The organism is Duganella sp. Leaf61 (assembly GCF_001421905.1).
Lineage (GTDB): Bacteria > Pseudomonadota > Gammaproteobacteria > Burkholderiales > Burkholderiaceae_D > Rugamonas > Rugamonas zoogloeoides.
In genome coordinates this window covers 70,148-85,834 of record NZ_LMLM01000008.1, presented here as the reverse complement: position 1 = coordinate 85,834, position 15,687 = coordinate 70,148, and the positions used below count along the sequence as shown (strand labels likewise).

The following is a 15,687-nucleotide window of genomic DNA, read 5'->3' as shown; positions in this document are numbered from 1 at the left end:
GGGCAATGTGGCTGCAATGGCGTGTCCAATGATGTAACGCTCGGCGGCATCCTTGCGATTCAGATTGAGTTTGCCAATGTTCACTTTTGGGCGACAACGGCGCATCGGGGCAGACCGTGATGTTTTCGCGACGGCAACATGCTATGCTGGTCTGATCGGCCGAGAACGGCCAAAAGCGGAAGCTCACTCAAGCTGATGCGTGTCACAAGAATTGCGATTAGATGCCCGTTACTTGGCTCAGCCACAGTTTCCTCTGCGTATGCGGTGTGTCGATAAGTTGAAATCAGCCCTGTATCACCCAGCCCAACGTCTGGCTGCGTACGACGTTTGCCCAATGGCTTCGTTTAGTACAGCTTACGGAGGTTAAGGCAACGCCTGTCAATATCGGAGAGAAACATGCAGAAGTGGTTTGTTGAGTTTCGACGCTTTGAGGGGACGCTGACACGCGGCGATGAATACGTCAATGTTCTCTTCGGTGCAGCCGTGGCCGACACTGGCGAGATCCAGATAACGCTCGATCCCATTGCACGCACTCGTGAGTCGAGATTTATCACTGAACATTGGGAGGGCGAGGAAAGCGAGTTCGGAAAGTTTGTGTTACATGGCTCAGCCAGTGACGGAGCGGTACTCCATACGGACGACTTGTTTTTTACAACGTTAAACCTTTCTTGGGCAGGAGAAGCCGGCACCATGCGACCAGCTGCGGATTGCACGGTAGCGCGCTTCACTCTTCCCAAGAGTCAAGAGGATCAGGATGGAATCCGTCTTCTCTTGCGCGGTCTCATCGTCAGGCGGCCGCTTGCCAGTGAGACACACATCGGGCTTGTGACAGTAAGCCAGATCACGGCGAACCCTCGCCCGGGCCAAATCTCTGGTGAAATTCGATTGTCTAACATTGACAGTTCGGCTGAACAGGTTGATTGGCTGGGAAAGGTCGACATGCTGCTCGAGGATCTTCGACACGCCCTTTCCTTCGCACTAGGAATGATGATTACCGGGCCGATCCGGGAAGTGGTCGCGGGTGACCAAAGAACGTTACTCGTATACTCTAGCAGGTCGGAATGCGTACCGTTCATGGCGCCATTTCAACCGAATTCGCTCCAGACAATCTTTGCTGCTGCCTTACGGGCCCACATCGATTCTCCGGGCCGCTTGCGGGCACTGCATTTCGCTATAACTTGGCTCGTCATGGACGCCCCCTACTCGGAAGGCCGCCTGATAGCTGCGATGACGGCCCTAGAGAATCTTATTTCGGTTCATCTTGATAAGCGTGACTCTTTTATGCAAAGCGAGTCCCAAGCGAGTAAGCTGCGCAAGGCAGTACGCGCGGCTGCCCAGGCCTACGCCGAGGCGAACGTCGAGGATATTAGCGATCGTGCACGTCTACTAAGTGCACTCGAAGTTAAAATGCCTGAATTGAATCGCCGAACGTTGCGTGAAAAAATCGATATCCTCGCTCAGCGATGGTCTGTCAGCATGGTCGATCTCAACACAGAAATGATCGACGCCGCAAAAAAGGCGCGTGATTTAATCGTTCATACCGGAACGTTTCCAAGCGACTCCGAAAGCGAACTAGGAGCATTCAATCATATGATAGTTGCGCGTGAACTGGTCGTACGCTTCATTCTCGCAGCATTGAATTACGACGGGACTTACGGAAGCTATGTTGGCAGTTACCACAAGCGAGAATTCGCTAACGGGCGCAACGAACGGTCGACATGGTGATATTCCGGTGTGTCGCGGCCACCGCTGTATTTTCAACCTTGCAACCTGCTATGCTGGCCTGAACGGCCGGGTCCGGCCAGTAGCCGCCCCTCACGTAACCGTCGTGTTCGATTCTACATTGCACTTTTTCAAAAAATTTTTGCTAGCTTCGTTTCTAAATAATCTTTTATATGTTGACCAGTATGCAAAAACTCATCTCTTTCGCGTTTTTACTAATAGCATCAAGCTTGTGTCACGCACAAACAGTGAGTGAATACAAATTGGGACCTTGGAACCTCGGTATGACTCGAGCGCAGATAATTGCGCAATCGGAGTATGGGCCATATGTCCCAGTGAAGGCTACGGGCGGTCTTGAAACGTTTGATGCAACGCTTGACGGAAAAAAGGAGAACGTGTCGTTTGTATTTGACGGCGACAAGGTCAAGTTCATACAAGTGTTCAAATACGAGGGAACCGATTTTTCTGGTGCCAGGGAGGCTGCACTAAATATTTTTCGGCTGTTCGATTCTCAATTCGGCGGCACAACCGTAAATGGAGTATCCGTTGACGGGCATGGAAGGCTGGACATGTCTTCGTTTACTGCTTTTATTGACCGTACACTTGGCAAATCAATCGAGTTGGGAGAAAAAGAAAAAAAGGAACACTCAATTGCAATGCTTATCACCTTAGATATGAAGCCGGTGACTCAACCAAAAAACTGCCGACTGCATTCACAACTTATTTACGACTCCAGAACTAAGACGTTCTATGTGTTTCTTTTTCAGGATGAGCTTGGGGCATCTGACCGAACAAGGACAAGCTTGATAGAGATTACGCCGCTATAGTCGGATGTAGCTACAACTTGTCCGCATTGCATCGAACATCACTACTGCGAAGCGCGACCGTCCCCTTTGGGGCGAGAACGGCGCGTCGGAGCCAGACGTGATGTTTTCGCACTGGCAACATGATATGCTGACGCGACTGGCGGAGAACGGCCAAAAGCAGACAGTGCGGAGCCGCATCTACCGACCTATCAATCCTAACTGCCTTGCGGATCAGATGACCAAATCTAGCATACGAACTGAAGTTGATGAACTTGAAAAAATGGGCTCGCTGCCGTCGGAAAGCGAGGCCGAAGTGGCTCAGTNTGCGGATCAGATGACCAAATCTAGCATACGAACTGAAGTTGATGAACTTGAAAAAATGGGCTCGCTGCCGTCGGAAAGCGAGGCCGAAGTGGCTCAGTTAAAAAGGATCGAAGAGCTTTACCGAGCCATCGTAAGGCCGATAACGGACAATGAGGCCCGAGTATTGATCGAATTACTCGGCCCTGATCTCTGCTTTGGACTTACCTGGTCGTTTATGCATCTGATCGAGACGGCACCTGGTTGGCCGCTCAAGGACTGCCTGGAGCAGTTGAACAATGAGTGGAAGCTCGAATTACGGGACCGTGCACTAAGAGGCGGCCACCAGTTTTAGGCTAGGGGTCCGCTCTGGCTGGACTGCAATCGGCCAGTAGCCGCCGCTGGCTAGATAATTCAATCATGGAGCATGGGATGGTAATCAGAAATTTTCTACTCGTAAGTCTGCTGCTTACCGGATGTGCTAGCCAAGCTCCATTTCCGGAGACTGCAAACCGCCCACAGCAAGTAATTTCAATGGCAGCGGAAGCTGCACCTCAATCGGTAGTCGCAACGGTGACCATGCAAGTGCAGGCGGTCGGAAACCAGCAGGGGATCACATATCTTAATTCTGAATCTGATTATCGTGATCAAAGGAATATTTCGATTGCGATCTCTCCAGCGGCACGGATAAAGGTCGAAGCTATATTTGGTGGTGAGCTTTCGAAAGTTGCTACTGGTAAGCGCATCTTAGTAAACGGGTCGGCTAAACGTGTGACTATTTGGTTCTTCGACAATAACGGCAAGCGTAGCGATAAGTATTACTATCAGACACAAATTTTTGTGTCAGACCCAGCTCAGATTCACATTATCTAGGCGCAAAGTCGGGCCGCATGCGGCCAGGAGCCGCCGTTCGCCAATGTGAAAAATGAAGCATCCTTCTTTCTGGAACGTCAATTTGGACAATATGATTGTTTTGCGAATTTCCGATAAAGATGGCGTAGACTTGAATGGCGTCAAACTACATTCAACAACTGAGGTCGCGGAAGCTCTCGAGAAAATCTCCGCCGAAAGCCCGGACATGGCAGTTTCTGTCGAGGTCACCGATTCAAAATCGTATGAATCCATCGGGAAGGCCATTTACGGTAGCCACCGGGCGGGGTTTTCAGGTGAACGGTTTCGCGTACTTATCGATGGCAAGCCCCTAGAAGCCTGACATGAAGCTGGGCTACTCCACCGCCTGCTACCGGCCAGGAGCGGCCTGTCAGTCGTGAGGATCCGAGAAAACGTCCGTAGTTAGTGATTCAGACCGCGAGAAGTCCGAGACATCTATCTCTTCGCTTACCTTTATATTTAAACCATTTCCATGATACGCACTGCTATACCTGCCGACGCCAACGTAATAGCTGAAATCTACAACTACTATGTCCTTAACACGACTATTACATTTGAAGAAGATGCTGTAACCCCGGAGGAGATGGCCTCTCGAATCAAGAGTGTGAGCGCGTTGCTGCCTTGGTATGTATACGAGCGTGAGGACAAAGTCATTGGCTACGCATATGCCACCCCATGGCGCGTCCGGAGCGCTTATCGTTTTTCGGTAGAGACTACGGTCTACGTTGCGCCAGACTATGCGCGCCAAGGCATTGGCCGGCAGCTGTATCTGACTTTGGTAGAAACGTTACGTAGTAAAGATATTCAGGTGGTACTTGGAGGCATCGCTCAACCCAACCATGCTAGTGTCGCCCTACACGAAAATATTGGCTTTGAGAAAGTCGCCCACTTCAAACGTGTAGGACGCAAGTTCGACCAGTGGGTTGATGTGGGCTACTGGGAACTTCAGCTGCGGTAGCTTCGCAAAAACTAGTGTGCCTCAGATCCACCGTGTATTGCGAAGGTCGGCTTTGGGTCGTTAGCAGCCGGTCGCGGCCCCGCTAGTGGGGTTGCGGAAGTTGTCGGATCAGGGACGCAGTGTGTCGCAGCTATTTCGATATCCGTACGGGTCAGTCGCAGCTATTCAGCGAAAATTCGTCGCACCTATTAGCAAATCTGGTGGGCGCAGCCCGGTGCCGCATTACCTTTTCGTCGCATCTATTTCAGAAAGTCACAGCTGTATTTTCCAGCTGCGGCCGCGGTACTTCCGTGATGACCAGCATGCGGCTCGGCAGAGGCCGGAAGTGGCTGTGCTTGCTGCGACCACGGCAGCTCGCCCAGTGCGGCCGCAGGCAACGCCGACTTAGGAATTCCGCTCCAGACCCCATTCGGCACGCCAAGATCGTGTGCGTTTAACCAGGCGTTGACGTTCTTGCCCCAGAATATCGACCACGGCATTCCTGTCAGCGCCAGGAACAAGATCACGACGCCTGCGAAAACACCGGTAACCGCGTGCAGGTCCCGCCACCAGATCCTTCCAACAGCCTTGGGACGGATCGACACCACACCGACACTTCGTCCTCTTGGCCACCACAGGTAGACGCCGGTGACCATCAACACAATGATCCAGCCAGCCACGATCTCAATGACCACATTTCCAGCGTCACCGACGATCGCCAAAGAATGAGCGCGCTTCACGATGGTCATGATGCGGTCGCTTTCATCGATTGCACCTGCGGCGCGCCCCGTGCCGGGATCGACAAACACCTGCAGCGTGGCGCCGTCAGCGCGTGTCACCTCGACCTGCACATTGTGCCGACGGTCTTGTGGCGCGGTGTATGCCTTAGGCTGTCCAGGATAGGCCAGCAGGGCTTGCGCAATGATCCTAGTCGGCGGGAGATCTTGGACCTCGGTCGCCGCCGCTGGCCTGAGCATTTCGGACGAATAGACAATGTCGTCGATCTGCTTGTGAAACAGGTACATGGCACCCGTAGCAGCCAGCGAAAAAATAAAAGGCAGGCAAATGACGCCGGCAAAGAAATGCCAACGCCAGATGCGGCGATACAAGCCAGAAGATCCGGCTGCAATGTTGGGTACGGTTTCCGTACTCATGGGTGTACCTCAATAGTTAATAGATTATCTGCGCCACGGGGATGAGCTTCAGTGAGTGCAACGGCAGCGACGGCAGGCTAAAAGAAGCGAAGTAGAAAAACGCCAATGCGACGAAAGCGGCGGAGTTGAAGCAACGCATCGTCCGCAGGACGAAGGCGAGAGAGTTCTGTGTGGAGCTACCCGAGTAGTTCATGGCAATCCTCGCCAAACAGGTTCAGATCACCGCCAGATAGATGGCGGCATTGTGCGCCGGCAAGCCGGGCTCAAACTGGAACTGAATATGTGACCTCGTCAGCGCACGGACGTGCGGCTGAAGGTCTGGTCAGGCGAGGAAGGGAGGTGCGCGGGGATTGGCCGTCGACCAAGCATGCAGGGAGTGTGGTGCGGTGTAGAACAGCGGAGGATAAATATCGCGACCGGAGGCGATGGCAAAGATAAGTGACGAGGAACTTGTTAGTGCAAAGGTGCCGCCGTGGGTACCGCAAAAGGCACAGTGTTTCATTCCATGTTTGGTCGTCGTCGGCGTTTTGTCGCTATCAGAGTCCGGGACTTTGACTACCTTGTAGCCATTGACGGTACAGATTTCTAAGGTCACGACCGATCCGCTGCCAGCGGCCAGCGCATGAGAAATGGTCGGGGCGAGCGCACTGAACAGGATCGCCAGCATGGCAATCCAAGTATGCAGTGTTTGTCGCTTTAACCTTCTGATCATCATGACATTATAGTGGAAAGTTTTACCTGATCACCGTCAAGCCAGACTGTGGGGCAATTTGTCCACTAGTGTCGGTTAAGGAATAAGGTGACAGGGTGCTGCTTGCGACGGATGCCTGAGTTGTGTCAAACTTTATTTTTGCAAGAACGGCGAGCCCCTTCAAGACCACTCAGTTTGTGTCAAACTTTATTTCTGTGTAGGTAAAACTGAAAATTCTTAAGTCGTTGATTTTGTTGACATGGTTGTGTCAAACTTTATTGATTGTGCACACCGATGGGCGAGCCGTATATCTTGACCGCCGGCTACCGCGAGGTAGCGGGACAGCCGTTTATCAAGTTCGCCCCTGCCGCACAACAAGAGGTAGGTTGGCTGGCGGATTTTCTGAACGCAATCCGTACGACGCCTGCCGAGATTGTCATCATCGGCCAGGCGCGCTCCGGCAAATCTGTGTTGGCGCAAATGCTCAAATCGTCCGGCGTGAAAGAGGCTGTGACGGAGCACAGGTTGGCATCGGAAGCTTCGTTCACACAGGCCGTCCATCTGATCGTACTGCGTCAGAATGATGTATCAGGCGCACATCAACTTTCCGAAATGCTGGGGAAGCGTGCGACGATGGATGAGCTTCTGGCACTTCCACGTGGGCAAGCGTTGATCCGCGTGGCCGGCAAGCCCAACGTGGCACTGGTGGACATTGCACGGCCAGATGCCGGCCCGTTGTTCTGCGCCTAAATGCCCAAGGAAAATACCGTATAAACGGTTTATAAGGAAACGTATGTTTGATCTTGATTTGACTGAAGATGAGCGCAGCGATATGGATACCGTCACTCAGGCACAGTCGCAGAAATACCAGCGTCAACTTCGCTCGAATCGCAATAAGACATTTGCTATCACGCTTATCCGGACGCTGCATAACCAAATTGACACCCAGGCGAAGCAGGCGATCGCTGAGCGTGGAATCAAGTTTGATTGCCGGCCTGGATGCGATCACTGTTGCTCGCTTCGTGTCGAGATTTTGCCACCCGAGGTCTTTTTGATAGCGAGAGAGCTGAAAAAACTCCCTAAGGACGATCTTGCATCGCTGGTATCGAAGATCGAAGATCAGGCGCACTACGCCCGTGGACTAAGCATGGGAAACTATAGAAGGTCGTGCGTGATGTTGAAGGATGGTCGCTGTTCGATATACGAAGTTCGCCCCAGCATGTGCCGAAAGCTCTATTCATTGGACGTCGAATCTTGCAAATCCGCTTCGATGGATGCACTTGAGGATAGCAGATTGTTTGCCAAAATCGCATCAATAACGGTTGGCGCCAATGAGGGGTATGGCAAAGCGAAACTGCCAAATTACAGCCACGAGTTTGCGCAAGCATTGCTTGTCGCCCTGTCGGATAAAGACGCTGAGGACCGCTGGTATAAAGGTGAGCATATTTTCCCGATGCTTCCAGATCAGATAAATTGAAGGAAAATTCCGTCTTTACACCTGGCGTAAAGATGCAAATACAGGTGTTGACGAACAATAAAGTCTGACACAAAACAATAAAGTTCGACACAGAACAATAATGTTTGACACAAAAGGCGGAGGCGTACATGCTCTCCAGGAATTTCCGCTTTCGGCCACAAGCCGCCGGTCGTCTCGGACACTCGCTAGGAAATGAAAATGAATCCGTACAGTTCGATGTTGGTAAAAGCAGCGGGAGAGATTCATCAATTTCGACAAAGCGAATACCCAGAAGTGGTTGATGACGCCTGGTTGGAAAACTTGGTTAGCAGAGTACAACGAGCTAGCTCCGTCAGTGGAACGGAATCGGTCGAACGTGAACTCGATATAATTTCTCGAATGATTGTAGACTCGGGAACGCTAACGGGAAATTTTTCGCCGTCTCTTTATGCAGCGTTTGACGCGGTTCAAAGAAGGCGTAAGCGAAGGTAATGCAATAGGCGACAATCGGCCAGTAGCGGCCTTTCGGCCCCTTCATAAAAGGATTCTATGAGCGATTCACCCGACAAAAAAGATGGCAAATTCATAGGCGTTGGAATTTGTTTTGGAGTCGCGATTGGATGTGGAATTGGCGTCGCGATCGGCAACCTTGCTCTAGGCATTGGTCCGGGGATCGCAATTGGAGTTGTTATCGGCGCCTTAATGTCGAAGTCCCGGCGATAATTTATTTGCATTTGACCGTCGAAACAACTTCCTTGTTCAGCTCAAAGCTGAAGTGCCGCTCTTGGGCGACAACGGCGTCTCGGGGTTGATCATGATGTTTTCGTAACGGCAACATGCTATGCTAGCGCGACCGGCCGAGAACGGCCACTAGCTGACATTGCTGAAAAGCTCGGTGGTCCAATCGACGAACGCTTGCATGGCCGGCGAGAGAAAGCGGTGGTGAGGGTATATCAGCGACACCGGCACGGGTTCAGGTCGCATGTTGGCCAGTACCTCGACTAAGTCTCCGCTGCGCAAATGGTCGGCCACCAAAATCTCAGCCAATTGCATCAGGCCGCCTCCGGCTAGGCCGAGTTTGATATACAGCCCAGTCTCGTTAACTGCAACCGTGCCGGCAACCGGCACAGCAACCCTGTCTCCGGCCTCCACGAAATGGAGCTCGCCCGTCCGCCGAGTCGTGCTGGAAAAGTAGTGAACCGCGCGATGGCATTGCAAATCCTCCAGACTTTCGGGAATGCCCTGTTGATTCAGATAGGATGGTGTCGCGCATGTGATCCAGCGCAACTCGCCTAGGCGGCGCGCGACCAGCGTCGAGTCGTGGAGGCTACCTGTACGGATCACGCAATCGACGCCATCCTGTATCAAATCCACCTGACGATCATTTATGCTGATCATTAGATAGATATCGGGATACCGCGCCTGGAATTGCGCCAACTGGGAAAGGATAACGGCATGAGCGATTCCGCCAGGCATATCTACTCGCACTCTCCCTTGCGGGTGCTCAGCGGAGCCGTGCAGGCTGGATTCCGTGTCGTCAATCAGATCAAGTATCTCGCGGCAGCGGTGAAAGTATCGCTCGCCCTCTGGTGTCAAGCTGAGGTTTCTGGTGGAGCGGTTGAGCAGACGTGCCCGCAAATGTTTTTCCAGCCGTTTGATGATGCCGGTCACTGATGACGCCGGTAAGCCTAGCGTCCCTGCTGCACGAATAAAACTTCCGCTTTCGACCACGCGAAGAAATACCTGCATTGCTTGTACGCGGTCCATGTGTTGCCCTCATGCGATTAGTGAAAAAGGAACTATAACTCATGATTATTCGGATTTTTCGAATGTTGAAAACCTCCAGTGCCACTTTTTCTGCATCGCGGCAATCGCTAAAGTGCAGCTAGCAAATTCACAGGAGAATCAATAATGTCCGATCAAGTCCGCCAACAGCTTCTACCACTTATGCTGAACCCAGCAGATCCTGACGCCATGTCCCAAAACATTCTGGTGCTCGGCGCCGGTGAACTCGGCCTGCCGGTGCTGCGCAGTCTCGCGAACCGCGCGAAGTCGATTAGTGGGGTGAAAATCAGCGTCCTGCTGCGTGCAAGTGCTGTTGAGTCAAACTCTGAGGACAAGCAGCGTGATATCGCGGAGATTCGGGATCTTGGGATTGAGATCGTCATAGGTGATCTGGTGAAGAGCTCCATCGATGAGCTCGCCGTGGTATTCGCGCGGTATGACACCGTCGTCGGTTGCGCGGGCTACGCGGCTGGCGTCGACACACCAATGAAGTTGGCGCGCGCTGCCTTGCAGGCGCGAATTCCAAGGTATTTTCCATGGCAGTTCGGCGTCGATTTTGATGTGATCGGACGGGGCAGTCCGCAGGACATTTTCGACGCACAGTTGGACGTGCGTGAGCTTTTGCGTAGCCAGCACGTGACCGAGTGGGTCATTATCTCAACCGGCATGTTTATGAGTTATCTGTTCGAGCCGGAATTCGGCGTTGTAGACCTGCAAAGCAATTTAGTCCATGCACTGGGCAGCCTAGACACCGCTGTGACGCTGACAACTCCCGATGATATCGGAGCGCTGACTGCCGAGGTGCTGTTCGCTTTACCTCGAATCCGGAACGAGATTGTCTTCCTGGCCGGCGACACCGTGACTTATGGCGAGGTTGCGGACAAACTGGAATCCTCCCTAGGCCACACCTTCGGCCGATCGGTTTGGAGCGAGGAGTATTTGCTAGACGAACTGGCGCGCGATCCGAACAATATGATGCGCAAGTATCGTGCAGCCTTCGCTCAAGGACGGGGTGTCGCTTGGGACAAGCGCGGCACGTTCAATAGCCAACGCGGCTTCGCGGTTACCGACGTGGCTTCGTGGATCAATACGAACCTGATTTCCGGCGGCAGCAAGTAATCGTCGTCAATGGGCAAGGTGAAGGCATCGACGACTGTTGTCAGCGTTCTGATAACTGTCTGTCTGCTTTGGGGCGGCTGGCGCCGCCCTTGTCCTTAAGCGTCTGTCTGCTCTGCCATGTCGAGAGCGCATCGACTTCGATAGCCAGATATCGTACCGTGCTCTCGAGGCGCCTATGACTCAGCAACAGTTGTGGACCGCACGCAAATTGTTTGTGCGCCGGATGGCTATACAACCGGCGGTGGACTCGGCCTCGGACTATCAGGCTAAAGACGCCTCGTCGATGAATTTGAGATCGACACAAGGGTTGAGGAAGGAACGGCGATATCTGTGGTCAAATGGAAACTTAAATAACTTCTGTTTGATGCCAATAGCTCGTTCGCATATCTTCTGAAAGCAAAGTGGGCGCCTGTAACTGCGGCCTCCAATCCCCAATAATCTAACCGGCAGCTTTGGGTCGCTCCTAGCCTGTGGTGCTGGCCATGAGATTTTCAACTTGGAAACTTACTGCGCTTGGTCCAGCGGCTGGGTTCGGCCATACCGGACAGTCGCGCTCTGGACCGGGCTCGGCTTATCGCGACCGGCGACAGTGGGCTGAGAGTAGCCATGATAGTTTAGCCACCGTTGTATACACAAGCAAAGCTTTTCGCGCAGAAAGACTGTTCTGGTCAAATAGATCGTTTGACGGAACAGCAGCGGCGGCTTCATAACGCCAATATGTTATGGTTCATTCAGTTAAACCCCTTCCACCGCTCAACTCAACAGTAACAGTACTTTCCGTGAATAATAACTTGCCTATAGAACAAGCATTTCCGCTCGCTGGCACAAGTGGAAAATGCATCTCTAATCAGGACTGGTCCGCTCATCCATTGGGCAGTGTTAATGAGTGGCCATTCGTACTTCGCGCAAATTTAAGTACAGCGTTGTGCTCTGGCTTCGCATCGTTCGTCGCTTGGGGACCTCAGTTCTATACTTTCTATAATGACGAATATGCGAGAGTCTTAGGGGACAAAGCTTCGCTGGGACAAGGTCTTCCTCTGACAGAGCTATGGCCTGAGATTTCACACGTTGTGCAATCACTCGCTCAGGAGGCTTTCGCAGGTACAACCCAACATTTCGAAGACAGGCCATTCGTACTTCAGCGTCATGGCTACGCCGAGCGCACCTACTTTACATTCTGTTTTAGTCCCGTACACGACAAAGACGGCCTCGTTGGCGGCATCTTGGGAACTCTCGTAGAGACGACCGAAAAGGTAGCTGCGCTATCACGGATTCAGGAAAGCGATGAGCGCTACCGCCTAGCTTTGGAGGCTTCAGGAAATATTGGTACATGGGTTGTTGATCCCGAAACAAATGTGACCTCTATGGACGAGCGCTTTGCTACGCTTTTCGAGGTCGATCTCCAGGTCGCACAAAAGGGTACTGACATCGACGTTTTTACCGACCGGATTCACCCTGAAGATCGCTCGTTGGTGGAAGCAGCTGTCGCAGAAGCCATCAAGAATGGAGAACGCTACGATATCGATTACCGGATCAAACAACGGTCAGGAAAGGTGGTCTGGGTTACCGCGAAAGGGAAAATGTTTTCTGACGCGAGATCCGGTCAGCAGCGTTTTGCAGGAGTAGCCGTTGAAATAACAGAGCAAAAGCAGATGGAGGAAGCTTTGCTTGAGAATGACCGCCGCAAGGATGAGTTCCTGGCGATGTTGGCGCACGAACTACGCAATCCTTTGGCTCCCATCATGGCTGCTGCGGAAGTGCTTCGGCTTGCCCAGTTCGACGAAGCGCGTGTCAAGCAAACGAGCGAGATTATTTCGCGTCAGGGCAGGCATATGACCAGCCTGATTGATGACCTGCTTGACGTCTCTCGTGTAACGCGTGGCCTCGTGACGCTGGATACCATTGACCTTGATGCAAAACGTATCGTGTCGGAGGCTGTTGAACAAGTCCGCCCACTGATCGAAGTACGTCGCCATCACATCGCCGTTCACATATGCCCTGAGTCGTCCTATATTCGGGGCGATAGCAAGCGCCTCGTGCAGGTAGTCGCAAACTTGCTGAACAATGCTACGAAGTACACTCCTGAAGGTGGCGCAATCGATCTAAAACTAGCAGTGCGTAGCGACACTGTTATGATTACTGTAGAAGATAATGGCATTGGCATGGCGTCTGATTATTTGAGCAAAGTGTTTGACATGTTCAGCCAGGCGCAAAGAACAACAGATCGCTCGCAGGGTGGCTTGGGAATCGGACTATCACTGGCGAAAAGCTTAGTCGAAAAACACGGTGGTTCGGTGAAAGCGGAGAGTGCCGGCTTGGGCCAAGGTAGTAGATTCACGGTTTCGCTGCCACGAATTTCCGTTTCAACCACGGAAATAGAAATACAGCCAGATCGGTCGGACAGCATCCGGCATAGCGGCCTGCGAATCATGGTAGTAGACGACAATGTTGATGCCGCCACCATGCTCGCCATGTTCCTTGAAGCGGAAGGGCACCAAGTGATTGTCGAGCATGACTCTCGACGCGCGCTTGAGTTGGCTCGCGGAAACCGCCTGGAGGCTTTTCTGCTGGATATTGGCTTGCCGTATATTGATGGCAACGAACTTGCAAGGCGGTTGCGTGCGCAGCCCGAATCAGCATCTTCGCTTTTGATTGCAGTGACCGGCTATGGACAGGAGCAGGATAAGCGAAGCACCTCTGCTGCCGGATTTGATCATCATCTTGTCAAGCCAGTCGATATGACGCAGTTGGCCTTGCTACTTGCTAACTTAGCGCAAAAAAACGTCGCGGGACGTGGGCGACCTTGAGCGCTTTATCTTCTATGAACGCCACGAACTTACACTTGCTTCCAGCGTGATACACATCGCTGCGAGGCGAGGTCTGAACATTAGGCATGTCGAATGGCCGCTTTGGGGCGACTACTGGCGTCGCCCTTGCTTGTCTTAAGCATCCGTTTGCTCGGCCATTTCGAGTGCGTCATCGACTTCGATACCCAGATATCGTACGGTGCTCTCTAAGCGCGTATGGCCCAGCAACAGCTGCACCGCTCGCAAATTTTTTGTGCGCCGGTAGATGAGTGTTGGCTTAGTCCTCCGCATCGTGTGCGTGCTGTATGCCGTCGGGTCTAACCCTATTTCGTCGAACCATTGGTGGACAATACGTGCGTATTGCCGAGTCGAAAGGTGCGGCGATTGTAAGCGTCCGCTCAGCGCCGTCTTGAGTGCAGGGGCTTTTTGATCGATGATGGCGTCACACCGCTGGGAAGCGGCGTGTTCTCAGCGGGCCGCTGGCAGATTGCAGTTCCAAGGCAAGAAATCATCAACCCGGTTGACGGGATGGTCGGCGATATGCGCCAGCACGTGACGCAACCAGGCTTCGGGATCGACACCGTTCAGCTTGGCGGTGCCGATCAGCGAGTAGATCGCGGCAGCGCGCTCGCCGCCGCTGTCGGCGCCGGCGAACAGGTAATTGCGGCGGCCGATGGCCATGCCACGCAAGGCGCGTTCGGCCGCAGAGTTATCGATCTCGATGGCGCCGTCGTCGCAATAGCGCAGCAGCGCGGGCCACAGCTTGAGCGCGTACAGGATTGCTGCCGCCGTGTCGGACTTGCGCGATAAAGTATCGAGCGTGCTGCGCAGCCAGCGCTCCAGGTCGTCGAGCAGCGGGCGCGAGCGGGTTTGTCGAACCTGCCTTCGTTCGTCAGGTGGTTTGCCCCGGATCTCGCTCTCGATCACATAGAGCTCGGCGATTCGGCGCAGCGCCTCGGTGGTCAGCGGCGTTGCGCGCGCAGCGTGCAGGTCGTGGAATTTGCGTCGCGCGTGCGCCCAGCAGGCCGCTTCGCGGATCGTGCCGTCGTCGAACAAGGCGTTGAAACCGGCGTAGGCATCTGCTTGCAGCACGCCCTCGAACTTGGCCAAGTGAGTCTGCGGATGGATACCCTTGCGATCGGGCGTGTAGGCAAACCAAACGGCTGGCGGCGTCGAGTCGCCGGCTGGCCGGTCGTCGCGCACATAGGTCCACAAGCGCGCCGTCTTGGTTTTGCCATTGCCGGGCGCCAGCACCGGGATCGGCGTGTCGTCGGCGTGCAGCTTCGATGCTGCCAGCACATGGCGCCGAACGGCGTCGACCAGCGGGCGCAGCAAAGCGCTGGCGGCGCCGACCCAGCTCGCCAGCAGCGCGCGATCGAGGTCGACGCCTTCGCGGGCGTAAATAACGGACTGGCGGTACAGCGGCAGATGATCGGCGAACTTGGCTACCAGGATGTGCGCCAGCAGGCCGGGGCCGGCGATACCGCGCTCGATCGGACGGCTTGGCGCCGGCTCCTGGACGATGGCGTCGCAGCAGGCGCATGCCAGCTTGGGGCGTACATGACGGATCACACGGAAGCTCGCCGGCACGAATTCCAGTTGCTCGGCGACGTCCTCGCCCAGCGGCCGCAGGCCACCACCACAGGCTGGGCAGGCATCGGCCGTCGGCGCGTAGACCTTCTCGTCACGCGGCAAATGATCGGGCAATGGACGCCGCACTGACTTCTTGCGCGGCGCCTGGTCGGCCGCCGGCATCTCGCGCGCCGCCTCGGCCTCGTCGGCCTGCAAGTCTTCCAGCTGCAACTCCAGCTGCTCGATCTGATGATCCAGCTTTTCCGACTTGCGGCCGAACTGCATGCGCCGCAATTTGGCGATCTGCAGCTTGAGGTGCTCGATCTCGACAGCGCGCGTGTTCAGTTGTTCACGCAGCCCTTCCACCACCTCGTCCTGGGCAAGCAGCAGCGCTTTCAAGGCGGCGATGTCGTTGGGGAGGTCGGCTGGGCTGAGCATGCGCCAAGT

At 53.9% G+C, this 15,687-nt stretch carries 13 protein-coding genes and 2 pseudogenes; 10 read left to right on the top strand and 5 right to left on the bottom strand.

What is annotated here, in order from left to right; translation table 11 throughout:
* Positions 1-396: 396 nt before the first annotated feature.
* The 5 genes from ASF04_RS08645 (at position 397) to ASF04_RS08625 (ending at position 4,677) form a co-directional block, all read left to right on the top strand.
* A complete protein-coding gene (locus ASF04_RS08645) occupies positions 397-1,725 on the top strand; it encodes a hypothetical protein (protein ID WP_056140033.1) in 1,329 nt (442 codons plus the stop codon).
* Positions 1,726-1,907: 182 nt separating this feature from the next.
* A complete protein-coding gene (locus tag ASF04_RS08640) occupies positions 1,908-2,549 on the top strand; it encodes a hypothetical protein (protein WP_156368580.1) in 642 nt (213 codons plus the stop codon).
* 711 nt (positions 2,550-3,260) lie between these two features.
* On the top strand, positions 3,261-3,701 hold the full coding sequence (locus ASF04_RS27410; RefSeq protein WP_156368578.1) for a hypothetical protein: 441 nt from the start codon (positions 3,261-3,263) through the stop codon (positions 3,699-3,701).
* Positions 3,702-3,783: 82 nt separating this feature from the next.
* A complete protein-coding gene (locus ASF04_RS08630; RefSeq protein WP_156368577.1) occupies positions 3,784-4,041 on the top strand; it encodes a hypothetical protein in 258 nt (85 codons plus the stop codon).
* A 150-nt stretch (positions 4,042-4,191) separates the two neighbouring features.
* Complete coding sequence (locus ASF04_RS08625; protein WP_056140020.1) at positions 4,192-4,677, top strand: arsinothricin resistance N-acetyltransferase ArsN1 family B; 486 nt, start codon at positions 4,192-4,194, stop codon at positions 4,675-4,677.
* A 239-nt stretch (positions 4,678-4,916) separates the two neighbouring features.
* On the opposite strand, the gene ASF04_RS08620 is transcribed toward ASF04_RS08625, so the two are convergent.
* On the bottom strand, positions 4,917-5,810 hold the full coding sequence (locus tag ASF04_RS08620) for a PepSY domain-containing protein (protein WP_082488640.1): 894 nt from the start codon (positions 5,808-5,810) through the stop codon (positions 4,917-4,919).
* A 322-nt stretch (positions 5,811-6,132) separates the two neighbouring features.
* Positions 6,133-6,477, bottom strand: a complete 345-nt coding sequence (locus ASF04_RS26670) for a DUF2946 domain-containing protein (RefSeq protein ID WP_229204972.1) — start codon at positions 6,475-6,477, stop codon at positions 6,133-6,135.
* Between the two features lie 336 nt (positions 6,478-6,813).
* Between ASF04_RS26670 and ASF04_RS08615 the strand changes: the two genes are divergently transcribed.
* Both ASF04_RS08615 and ASF04_RS08610 read left to right on the top strand, forming a co-directional pair.
* Complete coding sequence (locus ASF04_RS08615) at positions 6,814-7,251, top strand: hypothetical protein (protein ID WP_156368576.1); 438 nt, start codon at positions 6,814-6,816, stop codon at positions 7,249-7,251.
* Between the two features lie 43 nt (positions 7,252-7,294).
* Positions 7,295-7,978, top strand: coding sequence for a YkgJ family cysteine cluster protein (locus ASF04_RS08610; protein ID WP_056140014.1), 684 nt, complete (start codon positions 7,295-7,297; stop codon positions 7,976-7,978).
* A gap of 849 nt (positions 7,979-8,827) precedes the next feature.
* On the opposite strand, the gene ASF04_RS08605 is transcribed toward ASF04_RS08610, so the two are convergent.
* Complete coding sequence (locus ASF04_RS08605; RefSeq protein WP_056140013.1) at positions 8,828-9,724, bottom strand: LysR family transcriptional regulator; 897 nt, start codon at positions 9,722-9,724, stop codon at positions 8,828-8,830.
* A gap of 144 nt (positions 9,725-9,868) precedes the next feature.
* Here ASF04_RS08605 and ASF04_RS08600 point away from each other — a divergent pair, with 144 nt between their 5' ends.
* From ASF04_RS08600 to ASF04_RS08595, 3 genes and pseudogenes are all read left to right on the top strand, one after another.
* Complete coding sequence (locus tag ASF04_RS08600) at positions 9,869-10,861, top strand: aromatic alcohol reductase (RefSeq protein WP_371851723.1); 993 nt, start codon at positions 9,869-9,871, stop codon at positions 10,859-10,861.
* Between the two features lie 222 nt (positions 10,862-11,083).
* Positions 11,084-11,215: pseudogene (locus ASF04_RS28575) on the top strand (anti-sigma regulatory factor); the annotation flags it as partial.
* A gap of 425 nt (positions 11,216-11,640) precedes the next feature.
* Positions 11,641-13,668, top strand: a complete 2,028-nt coding sequence (locus ASF04_RS08595; protein ID WP_229204971.1) for an ATP-binding protein — start codon at positions 11,641-11,643, stop codon at positions 13,666-13,668.
* Positions 13,669-13,803: 135 nt separating this feature from the next.
* Here ASF04_RS08595 and ASF04_RS26660 read toward each other — a convergent pair.
* Positions 13,804-14,052 (bottom strand): annotated as a pseudogene (locus ASF04_RS26660) (tyrosine-type recombinase/integrase); the annotation flags it as partial.
* A gap of 84 nt (positions 14,053-14,136) precedes the next feature.
* Positions 14,137-15,678, bottom strand: a complete 1,542-nt coding sequence (locus ASF04_RS08590) for an IS66 family transposase (RefSeq protein WP_056140007.1) — start codon at positions 15,676-15,678, stop codon at positions 14,137-14,139.
* Between the last annotated feature and the right edge of the window lie 9 nt (positions 15,679-15,687).